Annotated in this window: 14 protein-coding genes; all 14 read left to right on the top strand. The window is 37.6% G+C overall.

What is annotated here, in order from left to right:
* Positions 1–85 precede the first annotated feature (85 nt).
* The gene (sufC, locus tag K2F26_RS17505; RefSeq protein WP_220608816.1) at positions 86–871 is read left to right on the top strand and encodes a Fe-S cluster assembly ATPase SufC; all 786 of its coding nucleotides are present in this window, start codon (positions 86–88) and stop codon (positions 869–871) included.
* A gap of 2 nt (positions 872–873) precedes the next feature.
* On the top strand, positions 874–2244 hold the full coding sequence (sufD, locus tag K2F26_RS17500; protein WP_220608815.1) for a Fe-S cluster assembly protein SufD: 1371 nt from the start codon (positions 874–876) through the stop codon (positions 2242–2244).
* A gap of 192 nt (positions 2245–2436) precedes the next feature.
* The gene (locus tag K2F26_RS17495; protein ID WP_220608814.1) at positions 2437–3702 is read left to right on the top strand and encodes a SufS family cysteine desulfurase; all 1266 of its coding nucleotides are present in this window, start codon (positions 2437–2439) and stop codon (positions 3700–3702) included.
* A gap of 50 nt (positions 3703–3752) precedes the next feature.
* Positions 3753–3941: a hypothetical protein gene (locus K2F26_RS17490; protein ID WP_194054513.1), complete on the top strand. Its 189-nt coding sequence runs from the start codon at positions 3753–3755 to the stop codon at positions 3939–3941.
* Between the two features lie 13 nt (positions 3942–3954).
* Positions 3955–4212: a hypothetical protein gene (locus K2F26_RS17485; RefSeq protein WP_194054515.1), complete on the top strand. Its 258-nt coding sequence runs from the start codon at positions 3955–3957 to the stop codon at positions 4210–4212.
* A gap of 38 nt (positions 4213–4250) precedes the next feature.
* Positions 4251–4850, top strand: a complete 600-nt coding sequence (locus K2F26_RS17480; protein WP_194054516.1) for a hypothetical protein — start codon at positions 4251–4253, stop codon at positions 4848–4850.
* A gap of 9 nt (positions 4851–4859) precedes the next feature.
* Positions 4860–5492: a Uma2 family endonuclease gene (locus tag K2F26_RS17475; protein ID WP_220608813.1), complete on the top strand. Its 633-nt coding sequence runs from the start codon at positions 4860–4862 to the stop codon at positions 5490–5492.
* Positions 5493–5686: 194 nt separating this feature from the next.
* Positions 5687–5923, top strand: coding sequence for a hypothetical protein (locus K2F26_RS17470; protein ID WP_194054518.1), 237 nt, complete (start codon positions 5687–5689; stop codon positions 5921–5923).
* Between the two features lie 212 nt (positions 5924–6135).
* Positions 6136–7707, top strand: a complete 1572-nt coding sequence (locus tag K2F26_RS17465; RefSeq protein ID WP_220608812.1) for a CPBP family glutamic-type intramembrane protease — start codon at positions 6136–6138, stop codon at positions 7705–7707.
* Positions 7708–8236: 529 nt separating this feature from the next.
* Entirely contained in the window at positions 8237–8512 is a 276-nt protein-coding gene (locus tag K2F26_RS17460) for a TM2 domain-containing protein (protein ID WP_194054520.1), read from the top strand.
* A gap of 653 nt (positions 8513–9165) precedes the next feature.
* A complete protein-coding gene (locus tag K2F26_RS17455) occupies positions 9166–11580 on the top strand; it encodes a heavy metal translocating P-type ATPase (RefSeq protein WP_220608811.1) in 2415 nt (804 codons plus the stop codon).
* Between the two features lie 634 nt (positions 11581–12214).
* Positions 12215–13792: a tetratricopeptide repeat protein gene (locus K2F26_RS17450; protein ID WP_220608810.1), complete on the top strand. Its 1578-nt coding sequence runs from the start codon at positions 12215–12217 to the stop codon at positions 13790–13792.
* 240 nt (positions 13793–14032) lie between these two features.
* Positions 14033–15358, top strand: a complete 1326-nt coding sequence (locus K2F26_RS17445) for an AAA family ATPase (protein WP_220608809.1) — start codon at positions 14033–14035, stop codon at positions 15356–15358.
* Positions 15355–15954 (top strand): hypothetical protein, encoded by a 600-nt coding sequence (locus K2F26_RS17440; RefSeq protein WP_220608808.1) that lies wholly within the window; start codon positions 15355–15357, stop codon positions 15952–15954. The genes K2F26_RS17445 and K2F26_RS17440 overlap by 4 nt, the downstream gene beginning before the upstream one ends.
* Positions 15955–16032: the final 78 nt, after the last annotated feature.

Below are 16032 nucleotides of genomic sequence, written 5' to 3'. Positions count from 1 at the left end.
TTCTTTGAGGTTCTTTTTTTGAATGAACCACGAAGAAGCGAAGAACACGAAGGAAGAAGAGAAGAAGAAAGAGAGGATTTAGAAGATGATTGTTGAGAATAGTGAGTTGATTTTGTCTGTTAAGGATTTGAAGGCTGATGTTGATGGTACTCCTATTTTGAAGGGTTTGAATTTGGATGTTCGCGCTGGTGAAATTCACGCGATTATGGGTCCAAATGGTTCTGGTAAGAGTACGTTTTCTAAGGTTTTGGCTGGACATCCTGCTTATTCTGTGACTGGTGGTGAGGTGATTTTCCAAGGTGAAAATTTACTGGAAATGGAGGCGGAGGAAAGAGCTAGAAGTGGTGTGTTTTTGGCTTTTCAATATCCTTTGGAAATTCCTGGTGTGAGCAATTTGGATTTTTTACGGGTTGCTTATAATTCAAAGAGAAAAGCGCAGGGTTTGGAAGAGGTTGACGCTTTCGATTTTGATGATTTGGTTGAGGAAAAGTTGGATGTTGTGAAAATGAATCCTGCTTTTCTGAATCGCAGTGTGAATGAAGGTTTTTCTGGTGGTGAGAAAAAGCGGAATGAAATTCTGCAAATGGCTATTTTAGAACCTAAGTTAGCTATTTTGGATGAAACTGATTCTGGTTTAGATATTGATGCTCTGAAAATTGTGGCTAATGGTGTGAATCAGTTAACTAATGCTGAAAATGCCACAATTATGATTACTCACTATCAGCGTCTTCTTGATTATATTGTCCCTGATTTTGTTCATGTGATGGCACAAGGACGGATTATTAGAAGCGGTGGTAAGGAATTGGCTTTAGAGTTAGAATCTCGCGGTTATGATTGGGTATTGGAAGAAGCTTTAGGTGTAGGTGTGTAATCATGACTATTGAAGTTAATGTAGAGACGTTTCATGAAACGTCTCTACAACCAAATTTGTTAGACAGAGATGCTTTTTTAACTGGTTTATTAAATCAGTTTTCTGCATCTGAAAAAAGCGGTTGGGTACAACAAAGTAAGAATGATGCTGTTAAGTGGGTGCGCCATTCTGTTATTCCCAACACCCGCGATGAAGAATGGCGTTTTACTGATTTATCTCCACTGAAAAAGGTAACATTTAATAGTGTAGGGACAATTCATGAATTATCCCTAACAGATGATTTTGTTTTACCTGAAGTTGCTCACCGTTTGGTTTTTGTGAATGGTGTTTTTGCAGCGAATTTATCTAATACTGAAAATTTACCTGCTGGTTTAAAGGTTGGTAATTTGGATGTTTTAGGTGATGATGTTGCCGAAAAATATCTAGCACAGTCTGAGGGTACACGGGATGTTTTTACTGCTCTGAATACTGCTGGTTTAAATGATGTCGCAGTGGTTTTGGTGGGTAAAAATGTAATCGTTGAAAATCCCATTCATTTGTTATTTATTTCTGTTGCTGCTGAAGGTGCTATTATTTCTCAACCTCGTTGTTTAGTGGTTGCTGAAAGTAACTCTCAGTTGAGTTTAATTGAAGAGTTTATCACAGGTAATGGAGAATATTTAACAGGCAAGATGCCTGTTCCACAAGAGCAGCAAGTTTACTTTAATAATAGTGTGACAGAAATCTGGGTAAATGAAAATGCTCAGGTTAATCACAATAGAATTGTGTTAGAAAGTAATGCTGCTTTTCACATTGGCAAAACTGCGGTAACACAAGCGCGGTATAGTCGTTATACTTGTAATGCTGTGACAGTTGGTGGTAAAATTTCCCGTCATAATTTGGATATTTTACAAACTGGTGAGCAGACAGAAACCACACTCAATGGTTTAACAGTTATTGCTGATAAACAGTTAGCTGATACTCACAGTGCTATATCTTTAAATCATCCTCATGGTGTGAGTAAACAACTACATAAGTGCATTATAGGCGATCGCGCTCATGGAGTTTTCAACGGTAAAATTTTCGTACCCAAACCCGCACAATTAACCGACGCAGCACAATTAAACCGCAACTTATTGTTATCATCAAAAGCCAGAATTGACACCAAACCCCAACTAGAAATTACCGCAGATAACGTCAAATGCGCTCATGGTGCAACAGTCAGTCAACTAGAAGACGATGAAATCTTCTATTTGCAAAGTCGCGGAATAGATGAAACCGACGCACGCAAACTATTAGTTAACGCCTTCGCAGCAGAAATTATCAACCTAATTCCTGTTTCATCCTTGCGAGAAAAACTAATAAAAACCGTCATCACCATCACCAACAAATAACCAAAAACCCCACCTTCAAAAAGTGGGGAAACACCACCAAAAAACCCTCAAAAACCTCTTACCTTTGCGTACTTTGCGTACTTTGCGGTTCATTCCTCTTAAAATAGGGAAACTCACCAACAATCTCTCTAAAATCTCTTACCTTCGTTCCTTCGTACCTTCGTGGTTCATTATTCTTAAATTCTTAAAAATATGACATTCACATCCACCAAAACCCTAGCCGAAAAAGTTCGTAAAGACTTCCCAATTCTTAACGAAAAAGTCCACGACAAACCCCTTATTTACCTCGACAACGCCGCCACATCCCAAAAACCAACAGCAGTATTAAACGCATGGCGTGATTATTACGAAAAATACAACTCAAACGTTCATCGCGGCGCACATTATTTAAGTGCCAAAGCTACCGACGCTTACGAAGCAGCAAGAGACAAAGTAGCTAATTTTATTAACGCCAAATCTCGCCAAGAAATAGTTTACACCCGCAACGCCAGCGAAGCAATAAACCTAGTCGCTTACAGTTGGGGAATGAACAACTTACAACCGGGAGACGAAATAATTCTCTCAGTAATGGAACACCATAGCAATATAGTTCCTTGGCAATTTGTCGCTCAAAAAACAGGTGCAGTTTTAAAATTTGTCGAACTCACACCAGAAGAAACATTTGATTTTGAACAGTTTAAAAAACTGATTTCTGAAAAAACAAAACTTGTTTCTATAGTTCATATTTCTAATACATTAGGCTGCATAAATCCTGTTAAAGAAATTGCCGAAATTACTCACAAATACGGTGCGAAATTCTTAATGGATGCTTGCCAAAGTGTCCCCCATACTCCTATTAATGTCCAAGAAATTGACTGTGATTGGTTGGTAGCTTCTGGACATAAAATGTTAGCGCCCACTGGTATTGGTTTCTTATATGGGAAATTAGAATTATTAGAAGCAATGCCGCCATTTTTTGGTGGTGGAGAAATGATTGCAGAGGTGTATTTAGACCATTCCACCTATGCAGAATTACCCCACAAATTTGAAGCCGGTACACCTGCTATTGGGGAAGCGATCGCCCTGGGTGCAGCCATAGATTATTTAACTAATATAGGTATGGATAAAATTCATGCCTACGAAGCCGAATTAACAGCCTATTTATTTGAGCAATTAGCCCAAATACCTCAAATTAGAATCTACGGACCAAAACCCGATGTTAACGGCGAAGGTAGAGCCGCTTTAGCCGCTTTTACAGCTTCCGAAGTTCACGCCAATGATTTAGCAACTTTGTTAGATCAAGAAGGTGTAGCGATCCGTTCTGGACATCATTGTACACAACCTTTACACCGTCATTTAGGTTTAGCGGGAACAGCAAGAGTGAGTTTATCTTTTTACAATACCCGTGAAGAAATTGATGTTTTTATTAAGGCTTTGAAGGAAACTTTAGATTTCTTTGCAAGTGTGTTTGGTGAATAGATAAATAATATTTTGGGTGGGTAATGCCCACCTTTTTTATCTACATATATATGGGTAATAAAAATCACAAAAAATCAATTAGATCATTAAATACACGCATTGCTGAACATCAAGAAAAGATTAGGCTAGAATATGAAAAGGATTTTCCAGACCAAGGTTTAATTAGACATTGGGAAAATGAGATTAAAGCCTTTGAAAAAGCAATTCAGCAAGCCCTTAAAAGATTGGGTAAATCTTAGGTAAATAATTATTATGCAAATTATCAATCGTTCTCTTCCTATTGCTAATTCTACTTTAAGAACATTAATTAATGAATTAGGTATAGAATGTCAAAATATTACCGCTTTAATTCATCAACTGCAATCACCGCATTTAAGTGATAGACAACAAGCGGAAATTTTGGCAGAATTACTCACTGCTACAATTCATTTGAATGTTCATTGTGGAGAAGATTTTCAGGAATTAATTGCAGAAGAAATGGAAAAATTACCAGATGATGATGAATTATAAATTTTGGTTGCATAATTTAATTTATAGGAATAAATCAAATGTCCTACAGTGATTTTACTTTAGAGAAAGTGAGAAAGTCATTTAATTTAACCATATCAGATAAAATTGATATTTTTGCTTCTATTCCAGAAATTGAATGTCCAGCTTTATTAGCAGAGTTATTACAAGAAAATGTCCCTTTAGCTCTGGCTAGTAATACGGAAAAATCCCGTTCTGAAATGATAATTGCACCGATTTTAATAGCCGCTAGAAAATATTTAAACAATCAAATCAGCTTATTTTCAGGGATTGATTTTACTGTAGATACCGCACAAGGATTAAACGGTAATTGTGATTTTATTATTAGTCGTTCCCCAGAGTTATTAATTGTTAATGCTCCCGTGGTGACAATTGTAGAAGCAAAAAAAGAAAATATTAATGCAGGTTTGGGACAATGTGTAGCGGAAATGATTGCTGCTAGAATATTTAATGAACGGGAGGGTAATAATATTCAAACAATTTACGGAACTGTGACTACTGGAACTAACTGGAAATTTTTAAAACTTATTAATCAAGTGGTAGAAATTGACTTGAGCGAATATTATATTAATAATATCGGTAAAATTTTAGGTATTTTATCTAGTATCGTGACAGAATAGGTATTGTATATGCTACTCCAATCAACACCCGCAGAACAAAGAACAGTTTTATATGACGTTAGTTGGGATACCTTTGAATCCTTGCTCAAAGATACAGGTGAAAATAGAGGTTCTCGTTTTGCTTATGACTGCGGTACTTTAGAAATTATGACTCCACTATTTGAACACGAAAACCCGAAAGGCAATTTTAGTAATTTTATCGTTGCTTTAGCTGAAGAATTAGATATAGAACTTAGAAGTGCTGGTTCTACAACATTAAAACGCAAAATAATTAAAAAAGGCATTGAACCAGATACTTGTTATTATATCCAAAATGAACCAGCAATTAGAGGTAAAGAAACTTTAAATTTAGAAACAGATCCACCACCAGATTTAGCAATTGAAATTGATATTACTAGCAGTTCTGTAAATAAATTAAATATTTACGCTGCTTTAGGTGTATTTGAACTTTGGAGATATGACGGTGAGGTTTTGCAGTTTTATAAATTATTAGAAGGTAATTATATTGAAATTAATTTTAGTGTTGCTTTTCCTGTAATTTCTGTTAGTGATATGACTAGATTCATTCAGCAGAGTAAAAATATGGGTGAAATTGCTTTGTTAAAATCTTTCCGTGCTTGGGTGAGGGGGAAGATAGGTTAGCTCTTAATCCAAAAAACCGAGAAAAAGATTGATTTTATCTGTATCAATAATACTCTACCTCTTGTATTAACCAAAAGGCATAATAGAAATTCTCCCATCTGACACATGAATTACCTTCAAAAACCACTTATTGTCAATTAATAAAGGGGACACAACCCTTAACTAAATCAATAACGTAAGTGAGGTAAATTTCAATGTTTAATTTACTGGAAGAACTATCCACAAATGCACAAGAGTTGTTAGTTGGAGGACAAGGACAAGAACAACAAATGCCACAAATACCACAAATACCAGGACAACAAGGACAAAGTAGTCCTCCTAGACCCCCTCAGACATCAGGAGGAGCAACTGGGTTTATAGTTCCTGATAACAACCCAGAGAGCTACTTCACCTGGAGACTAGACAAAGCACCACAAATGTCCGGTCAGTAAATCTACTCCATACTAAACTAAGGTAAACGACATTTTTGATCACAAATCCCCCGCATCTTGCGGGGGTAATTATGTGTCAATTTCCTGCACCCCTGCTGTCATAAAAATTAGATATTTTTTGATTTGGAAATCCCTTATCTCCCCAACCTGCCAGATTATCTTATAATTGCCAAGGGGCGATCGCTCTCTACAGGTAAGTTCAAGGGGGATAAATGTCACTTAAACGGTTGCTGTTAACTGCGCTAACATTGTTAGCGATTATGTTGTCCGGCTTGTCTTTATTTGCTAGTTGGCAAAAACCTCAGTTTCAAAGTCGTTTGGAACTGTACCAAACTAATATTGTCTTGCAAGCCCAAGCATGGCAACCAGAAGATAGCAACGACGAGAGTTTGCAAGCTCTTCGGGCAGCAATAGTAGGTGATAAACCCCTAGAAAGTGCAGCCAAGCAATATCTAGAGGCGCGTGAGTCTGTAAAAACAAACTTGGACAAAGCCGAAAACAAACTTGCAAAACTTCGCGCTCAAGATATCACCGCTGTCACACCTGCCAAACCCCTACCAAATGAACCCCTGGAAACCAAAACCTCTCCCCAACAACAACAAAAAGAGCTAGAGAAGTCTATCAGCAAACTGCAAAAATTGCGGCATGAATTAGACTTACGCTTAGGAATATTACAAGCACAGCAAGGGGAAACAAATAAAGCCCAAAAAACTTGGAGTCAAGTACAAGAACCCTCTGAAACCGAATTTACCGCCACCGCTAACGTCCTCAGTGGACTATGGAGCAACCCGCCGCGTCTACTCCCAAATGCTCAACCACTGATACAAAAAAATTTAGAAGGTTGGTTTCGCTACACAGCCTTAACTCAGCTTTACCAAATTCAACAGCGTCAAACTGCTTTATCAGATGTTCAAGCTGCACAACAAGCATCCGCTACCGATGCAGTATTAAAATTAGCCTTAATTGCCACTATTCCCAGCTTAACAGCCTTTATAGGTCTAATCTTACTAATAGCTTTAATTATTCAGCTTTTACTCAAGGGCAGAGCGTCTATCTTAGCTACAAATGCCCAAAAGCCTTGGTCAACTCCTTGGAATGTGGAAACAATTTTACAGGTTTTTGTCCTGGGATTTTTTTTGATGGGACAATTATTTATACCTGAATTGTTAACCCTCCTCCCTATCTCCCGTTCCTCGGATAATGTGCGAGTTCAGGCTTTTTCTGTCTTGGTGAGTTATGTACTGGTTGCCTTGGGTGCGTTATCAGTGCTTTATTTTTCTATTAAACGTTATTTTCCCTTACCAGAAGATTGGTTTCGCTTCCGGTTTTTCAGTAATTGGTTTTTCTGGGGACTGGGAGGCTATTGCACAGCTTTACCCATAGTCGTCATAGTATCATTAATTAATCAACAACTATGGAACGGACAAGGCGGAAGCAACCCCCTGTTACAATTGGCGCTAGAAAGCAGAGATGATGTAGCATTGGGAATATTTTTCTTTACTGCGGCCATAGCAGCGCCATTTTTTGAGGAATTTCTATTTCGTGGGTTTTTATTACCCTCCCTCACTCGTTATTTACCCGTTTGGGGTGCAATTTTTGTTAGTAGTTTGTTATTTGCTGCTGCTCACCTGAGTTTATCGGAAATTCTGCCATTGACAGCATTAGGCATGGTTTTAGGAATAGTATACACGCGATCGCGCAATCTTCTCGCTCCCATGCTCCTCCACGGACTCTGGAATAGTGGTACTTTGCTCAGTTTATTTCTTTTGGGCAGCAATAATTAAAACCGACAATTACAGTTGAAAAAATCAAAAATATTTGATTATATCGACATATAAATCTGAAATTCTCAAATTTCCAGCAGCGCAACATCACCGCTATAGCAGGTAATAGGTGACAGTTGATAGGGAAACCCAACTTATACCAGACCTTGAGGTTTTGGGTTTCTTACCCCCACCTACATCTGTAAAATTAATTTTGCAGATGGGTATAAATCAAAAAAATTCCCGGACATAATAACTATCAACCCGTAAACACTAAAGTAGTATCAGAGATGCTGCCGATTATTCAGGTTAATGATATTCAACTTTGCTGAAGTTGAACATATAAATCTGTAAACAATCTGCACCGAAATTTATCAACTAAATCACTAAATTTTAGAGTGGAAATTTGGGATTTTTGCTTTGAAATTCAAGATTCAAAATCAAATTTGTTTATCTAACCTTCAGAATTCTCTTCTGTGGGTAAATTTCTCATTTACTTAAAATAGAAATATTCTGATAATTACATACATATACAGGAGCTTAACTAAATATGACTAATCTTAACCCATCTCATGCTACCAAACAACTTTTATCTGGGTACTGTGGCATTATTTTGGGGGGATTTGGAATACATAAATTTATTCTGGGTTATGCCCCAGAAGGCTTTATCATGCTAGTTATTTCTGTAGTTGGTGGTTCTCTCACTTACGGATTTACACTCATAATTATGCAGCTTGTAGGGTTAATTGAAGGCATGATTTACTTGAACAAAAACCATGAAGATTTTGTTAATACCTACTTTGTTAATAAACAGGGTTGGTTCTAAAAAGTTTCAGGAGTCAGGAGTCAGGAGTTTTTTATTTTGGATTTTGGATTTTGGATTTTGGATTTTGGATTGTTTTTGTCAAATCCAATCTAAAATCTAAAATCTAAAATTTTTCTCCCCTATTCCCTATTCCCTATTCCCTATTTTCTGAAAATATGCCAACACTCAAATCTAAGCATCTAACTTCCCTAATCTTATTAACACTATCTATGGTGTATTTCACCACTACATCCCATTGGGAAATTAACTATTTCTACAAAAGTATAATTTTCATGTTGCCTATACAACTTGTATCTGTGATATATTTGACCTATGGGCGCTGGATTCGTTGACAGTCTGTGACAAATCTCACTAAATATTTTAAGTAAGCATTCAGCCATCATTTTCCATCGGTTTCCGTCAGTACCTGAAATATTGAAATACCAAGAGTAAAAAGAAACAGATGCAGATAACATTCCTGAAATTAAAATTTCTGAATCTTTGTTATTACTGCTATTAGCTGATTACTGATTACTGATAGCTGAATGCTTACTATTTTAATTTCTTAAATAAATACTATCACAGTTGGTCATAGTTCCAGATTTCGCCTACTCTCAAAGTAGAACTGCCTTTTTTTAGGCATTGCATTTTTGTAGCGAATCTCATAACTTGTCATGCAACTTGTTCCTGAAACTAAACTTACCCCAGAAACCGCCCTCTCCAATAGAGATACCAACTCAGAGAAAATTATTTTAGATGTAGGGGGTATGAAGTGCGCTGGCTGTGTGAAAGCAGTAGAAAGACAGCTAACCCAACATCCAGACGTTAAAAATGTCTGCGTCAACCTAGCTACAGAAGTGGCAGTTATAGAAGCAGAAGTTGGTGCTGTAGATGCCGATGCACTGGCACAAGCATTAGCACAAACATTAACAGCTACAGGTTTTCCTTCTCAACCCCGCACAGCGAAAACTCAAGCAGGGAAGGAAAAATCTGATCCAGACGCAAAACAGCGTCAGGAAATGCAAGCGGCTTTCCAACAATTAGTAGTTGCTTTTGTATTATTGTTATTTTCAGGAATAGGACATTTTGGTGGTTTTATTTTCCCAATATTGAATAACATCTGGTTTCACTGTGGACTAGCAACAGTAGCATTACTCATTCCTGGTCGTCCCATTATTATAGATGGCTGGCAAGGTTGGCGACGGGGAGCGCCAAATATGAATACCTTGATCGGTTTGGGAAGTCTCACAGCTTATATTGCTAGTTTGGTGGCGCTGTTGTTTCCCCAAATGGGTTGGGAATGCTTTTTTGATGAACCAGTGATGATGCTGGGTTTTATTTTGCTGGGAAGAACTTTAGAAAAACAAGCTAGAGGACGCGCTGCATCTGCATTTCGGCAATTATTAGCACTTCAACCTCAGATAGCTAGATTAATTGTTAACCCAGACTCAGAGAAATTAGTAGCAGGGGCAAATATTATTGAAATACCAGCCGAACAAGTGCGAGTTGGTGAATGGTTACAGGTGTTACCAGGTGATAAAATACCTGTTGATGGCGAGGTGCGCTTTGGACAAACAACGGTAGATGAGTCAATGTTAACTGGTGAAGCAGTACCAGTGATGAAGCAACCAGGAGATGCTGTTGCAGCAGGAACTATTAACCAGTCTGGTGCGATCGCTATTCAAGCAACCAGAACCGGAGATGATACTACTTTGGCGCACATTGTCGCTTTGGTAGAAACTGCCCAAACTCGCAAAGCACCTGTTCAGAAATTAGCAGATACGGTTGCTGGTTATTTTACCTATGGAGTTTTAACAGCTTCTTTGCTGACATTTTTGTTTTGGTACTTTTTTGGTACTCACATTTGGCCAGAGGTGAATATTCTTTCCAATGGTATGGAAATGATGAGTCATGCAGCACATCATCAAGCCGCCAACATCCAACATTCTTCAGTTTTAATCAGTTTAAAATTAGCGATCGCTGTGATGGTGGTTGCTTGTCCCTGTGCTTTAGGACTCGCTACACCCACAGCTATTCTCGTCGGTACTGGTATGGGTGCAGAACGCGGTTTATTAATTAAAGGTGGTGATGTGTTAGAAAAAGTCCACCAACTAAATACCGTAGTCTTTGATAAAACCGGCACTCTCACCACAGGCAACCCCACAGTTACAGACTGTTTACCATTTACAGACTTAGAACCATCCTCACTTCTGCAACTAGCAGCAGCAGTAGAAAGCGGTACTTATCACCCCCTAGCTAAAGCAATTGATCAAGAAGCAAAGCGGCTAAATTTATCCATTCCCCACGCAGTAGACTTTCATACTGAGCCAGGAATGGGTGTATCTGCTGTCGTAGAAGGAAACAACGTACTCTTAGGTAACTGGGAATGGTTAAACTGGCATGGAATTACTATCAGTGAAACTACTCAAGAACACGCACAAAGATTAGCGGAACAGGGGAAAACCGTGATTAGTGTTGCAGTTGGTGAGAATTTAGTTGGATTAATTGCCGTCAGTGATACACTGAGACCAGATGCAAAAGCAACAGTAGACAAACTGCGTCAGATGGGTTTGCGAGTAATTATACTGAGTGGTGATAGATTAGAAGCAGCGAATGCGATCGCCCAACAACTCGGACTCAACAGCACCGATGTCATGGCAGGTATTCCCCCAGCTAAAAAAGCCAGCACCATCCAAGCTCTTCAAACCGGAGAGATCAGTAAAACCACTAGCGTTGCTATGGTAGGAGATGGCATCAATGACGCTCCCGCATTATCTCAGGCAGATGTCGGCATTGCTTTACATTCTGGAACAGATGTAGCTATGGAAACAGCCGAAATTATATTAATGCGTGATAGTCTTTCTGATGTTGTGGAATCAATACAACTGAGTCGTGCCACTTTCAACAAAATACGCCAAAATTTATTTTGGGCTTTTGCATATAATACAATTGGTATTCCCTTAGCAGCCGGTGTTTTACTACCCCATTTTGGCTTTGTTCTTAGCCCTTCCAGCGCCGCTGCCCTCATGGCTTTTAGTTCAGTTAGTGTTGTCACCAACTCCATTTTATTACGACGCTTTACCCATTGACTGTAAAATTACCACTGGGAGGTAGTATGTCAGGACAAAACTTCAGTAGCTGACATATAAATTAAACTACACTTAAGTACTCTGCTTTTCCATAAACCTGAATCCTAACTCCTCTTACGTAGAATAAAGAATTTGGTTTAAAATCTACTTAAATGAATATACTAATATGAACAGAGACAAACCCCTATTATTGAAATAATGATGTTTAAAGTATTCCTCATTTATTACGATGTACAAAAAGTCTGGAATGGTCATAACTAAGTCATCAAGATTGACTAAGAGGTTGTTTGAAAAGTCTAAATTCATACATCCCTTGGCGATTATAAATCGCGTCTACACAGACAAAACCCACCTTCGTGGGTTCAAAAGCCTTGATTTTTCATTAGTCCACTAGTGGACTTAGTTTGTATAGTAGCGAATTATATTCGCCGATAGCGTAGCGTGGCGTTAGCCATAAACTTTTAAAACATTCTCTAAGTAAAATCCCTAAAATTTTTAACCCCAAACTTTACCTGAACTTAAAGAACAGGATTATGATGATTGAAGATGAGGCTCAAATACTAAAAAATAACCATAGTGTAAAATTTATATCTAATTTGGGAGTTTTTACGCAAGCATCTACCATCAAATCTATATGATACTCAATACCAGTAGCTGGGATGATGATTTACCACCAGATCCCGAAGAACTATATCAAGATTTACTCTGCGCCCTGGACAGAAAATTAGGATTTGGTTTATATTTTGTACAATGTACTCCTGTGGAATCAGATCGTTTTATACATAAAATTCCCCAGGATCTTCCCCATAAAAAAATAGCTGTATTACGCTTGCTAGAACCAGTGGATAAGCTATATCAGCAAATAGCTAATTACATTCAAGGTCAAACAGTTGACATCTTGTTAATTAAAGGTTTGGAATATTCCTTGTATAAATATGAAAAAAGAAACTTTGGTGAAATAACTGAAGGTGAGTTTATCAATTTAACTAAAGTACCACCCATACTAAATCATCTCAACCAACAAAGAGAAAGATTTAGGGATGATTTTCCATTTTGCTTTGTATTTTTATTGCGTTCCTTTTCACTGAGCTATTTAATTCATCGCGCTCCTGATTTCTTTGATTGGCGTTCTGGAGTATATGAATTACCAACTACACCAGAATTAGTGGAAGAAGAATCTCGTCGTCTTTTACTAGAAGGAGACTATGAAAAATATCTACAACTTACTTCTGAGGAAAAAATTGAAAAAGTTCTAGAAATTCAAGAACTTCTCGCCGAAAAACATCAAACAGATAGTAATAAAGCAAGTTTGCTTTTTGAATTGGGAAATCTACTTTATTCTGCTGGTGAATATGAAACTGCAATTACATTCTATGAACAAGAATTAAAATTGAACTCTAATGATCATTATGCTTGGTACAACCGAGGTCATGCACTCTTGAATTTAGGATGCAACGCAGAAGCGATTTTATCTTATGAAAAAGCTTTAGAATTTAAGCCTGATGATCCATATTTTTGGTACAATCGAGGTAATGCTCTGCTGAACTTAGGACGTAATGAAGAAGCACTTTCTTCTTATGAAGAAGCTTTAAGATTTAAGGTGGACGACCCATATTTTTGGTACAATCAAGGTAATGCACTACGGAATTTAGGACGCAATCAAGAAGCAATTTCATCTTATGATCAATCTCTCAATTTAAGACCCAATGATTGTTTTACTTGGAATAATCGTGGTATCGCGCTGCGGAATTTAGGCAGATATGAAGAAGCAATTTTTTCTTATAAACAAGCTTTAAAAATTCAACCTGATGACCACTATGCTTGGTACAATTTGGGTATCGCACTCCGCAAAATAGGAAATAATGAAGAAGCTGTTTTCTCTTATGATCAAGCTCTGAAAATTCAACCTGATGATCACTATGCTTGGAACAATCGAGGTAATGCACTGGATGATTTGGGACGTATGGACGAAGCTCTGTTCTCTTATGATCAAGCATTAAGAATAAAACCTGATGATAAATATGCTTGGTACAATAAAGCTTGTTGTTATGCTATTCAAGGTAGTATTGAGCAAGCACTAGAAAACTTGGAGCAAGCAATTAATCTCAGACCTGAAGAGTTTGCAAAAATGGCCAACGCTGATCCTGATTTTCATTGTATTCGAGAAGATGCACGTTTTCAAGATTTAATACGTAGGGGTATGATTAATTAAGTATGATTAATTGAAAATTAAAATCTTTTTATGAATTGATTATGGAAATAACTTCTACTCAGGTAATTGCATCTGTGAACCATATATGTATATACCTTTTGGCTACAATTTTCACTGTGGAGATTTTAAATATCTGACATTTTTAACTTCTGACATTAAAATTATATTGCTTGTTTTTTATGGCTGATTTCATCTAACTTTTTAGCATCATCAGAACCGCATCAACTAAGTTGTTTACCTATGTCCAACAATACTGAATTACTCAAAAACCTCTATAATGCTTTTAATCCATTCCAACCCTTACCCGCCGGTGATCCCAACTATGTAGACTGTCAAGATGTGCGGGGAGAAGCAGATATTTTAGAAGAATTAGGAAATCGTATTCAGTTAGCAAATCAAAATACTTGTCAATTATATTCTGGTCATAGAGGAGCAGGTAAATCTACAGAATTACTGAGACTCAAGGAATATTTGGAAGCAAGACAATGTTATGTAGTTTATTTTGCTGCGGATGAAGAGGATATTGATTCAGAAGATGCCCAATATACAGATATTCTCTTGGCTTGTACTCGGAGGTTACTCAAAGATTTGCGAACAATTGGCAATCCTCAACCAGTGCTAAATTGGCTCAAAGATCGTTGGCAAGATTTGAAAGATTTGGCGCTAACTGAAATTCACATCGAGGATATGAATGTAGAAATGCAAATTAGTCAGTTTGCCAAATTGACAGCAAATTTAAGGGCTGTTCCCGAATTACGCCAACAAATCCGAGAAACAGTCAATCCTCATACTGTGACTTTGATTAAAGTCTTAAATGAGTTTATCGCTGATGTGAAAAAGCGTTTACCTGCTCACTGCACCCAACTGGCAGTAATTGTTGATAACTTAGATAGAATGGTGTTAGTCAAAGATGGAGATCGCACCAATTATGAAGAGGTTTTCTTAGACCGTTGTGAACAACTTAAAGCCTTAGATTGCCATTTAATCTATACTCTACCCATTGCTATGGTCTATTCTACCAGAGCTACAGACCTGCGTGATATCTATGGTGATCCACAAATTTTACCAATGGTGATGGTACGCACTCCCAAAGGCGAAATCTATCAACCCGGAATCAAGAAAGTGAAAGAGGTGATTTCCAGACGAGTTAAGCAGTTTGCACCAGATAAACCCTTAGAAACGGCAATTTTTGACAGCGCAGAAACCCTAGAACGACTTTGTTTGATGAGTGGAGGTCACGTCAGAAATTTGCTATTGTTGACTCAGGATGCTATTGGACGTACTCAAGATTTACCAATTTCCGAAAGAGCAGTTCGACGCGCCATTACTCAAGCCAGAGATACCTACCGCCGCGCTGTGGAAAACCATCAATGGAGTTTGTTAGCAGAAGTATCCCGTTCTAAGCGTATCATCAACGATGATCAATATCGGAGTTTGATGTTTAATCGCTGCCTGTTAGAGTACCGCTATTTGGATCAAGAAGGGGAGATGCAGCGTTGGTATGATATTCACCCACTGATTCAAGGTATTCAGGAATTTAAAGAAGCTGTAGAAAATCTCCCATGAATTTAGATTTTAGTGACTGGGATCAAGACGTACCCCCAGAAGGATACGAAGAATATCAAACTTTGCTCAACGCTCTGAAACGCAAAAAAAACAATGAGTTTGGCTTATTGTTTGTTGAGTGTAAACCCCTGGAGGCTGAGAAACTTTTTTCTCGGATTCTCCATGATATACCAGAGAAAAAACTAGAAATTTTACGTCTAGTTGAACCAGTTAATACTTTATATGAGCGAGTTTTGAATCTCTACATCCATCAGCAATTTGATGTCTTATTTATCAAAGGTTTAGAATATTCGATCTATCAGTATGAAAAAGAAAAGTTTGGCGAAATCACAGAAACCCGTTCTCATGATTTAAGCAGTGTTCCCCCAATTTTAGATCACTTAAATAAACTGCGAGAGAGTTTTAGAGATAATATTCCCATTACCTTTGTTTTTTTGGGGAGACCTTTTTTAATTGATTATTTTATTCATCGCGCCCAGGATTTTTTTGATTGGAAATCATTAAATGTCTTGAAGTTAACAACAGTCCCAGATTTCAATCCAGAAGAATCAGCTAGTAGTTCTGGGCGTAAGTCAGAAATATCCCTTTCCCCTTAACCAACAAGTATTTCCATAGTATTGGGTTAAAATAAAAATATACAATAATTCGGGGGGGCCAGTTAACTGGTCATAAAC

This window comes from Sphaerospermopsis torques-reginae ITEP-024 (assembly GCF_019598945.1).
GTDB lineage: Bacteria > Cyanobacteriota > Cyanobacteriia > Cyanobacteriales > Nostocaceae > Sphaerospermopsis.
Note: the sequence above shows the minus strand (reverse complement) of the source record. Positions and strands in the feature narration are given on the sequence as shown.

Coding starts and splice junctions, on each gene's coding strand:
- sufC (WP_220608816.1), top strand. CDS start 86: ATGATTGTTGAGAATAGTGAGTTGATTTTGTCTGTTAAGGATTTGAAG.
- sufD (WP_220608815.1), top strand. CDS start 874: ATGACTATTGAAGTTAATGTAGAGACGTTTCATGAAACGTCTCTACAA.
- K2F26_RS17495 (WP_220608814.1), top strand. CDS start 2,437: ATGACATTCACATCCACCAAAACCCTAGCCGAAAAAGTTCGTAAAGAC.
- K2F26_RS17490 (WP_194054513.1), top strand. CDS start 3,753: ATGGGTAATAAAAATCACAAAAAATCAATTAGATCATTAAATACACGC.
- K2F26_RS17485 (WP_194054515.1), top strand. CDS start 3,955: ATGCAAATTATCAATCGTTCTCTTCCTATTGCTAATTCTACTTTAAGA.
- K2F26_RS17480 (WP_194054516.1), top strand. CDS start 4,251: ATGTCCTACAGTGATTTTACTTTAGAGAAAGTGAGAAAGTCATTTAAT.
- K2F26_RS17475 (WP_220608813.1), top strand. CDS start 4,860: ATGCTACTCCAATCAACACCCGCAGAACAAAGAACAGTTTTATATGAC.
- K2F26_RS17470 (WP_194054518.1), top strand. CDS start 5,687: ATGTTTAATTTACTGGAAGAACTATCCACAAATGCACAAGAGTTGTTA.
- K2F26_RS17465 (WP_220608812.1), top strand. CDS start 6,136: ATGTCACTTAAACGGTTGCTGTTAACTGCGCTAACATTGTTAGCGATT.
- K2F26_RS17460 (WP_194054520.1), top strand. CDS start 8,237: ATGACTAATCTTAACCCATCTCATGCTACCAAACAACTTTTATCTGGG.
- K2F26_RS17455 (WP_220608811.1), top strand. CDS start 9,166: ATGCAACTTGTTCCTGAAACTAAACTTACCCCAGAAACCGCCCTCTCC.
- K2F26_RS17450 (WP_220608810.1), top strand. CDS start 12,215: ATGATACTCAATACCAGTAGCTGGGATGATGATTTACCACCAGATCCC.
- K2F26_RS17445 (WP_220608809.1), top strand. CDS start 14,033: ATGTCCAACAATACTGAATTACTCAAAAACCTCTATAATGCTTTTAAT.
- K2F26_RS17440 (WP_220608808.1), top strand. CDS start 15,355: ATGAATTTAGATTTTAGTGACTGGGATCAAGACGTACCCCCAGAAGGA.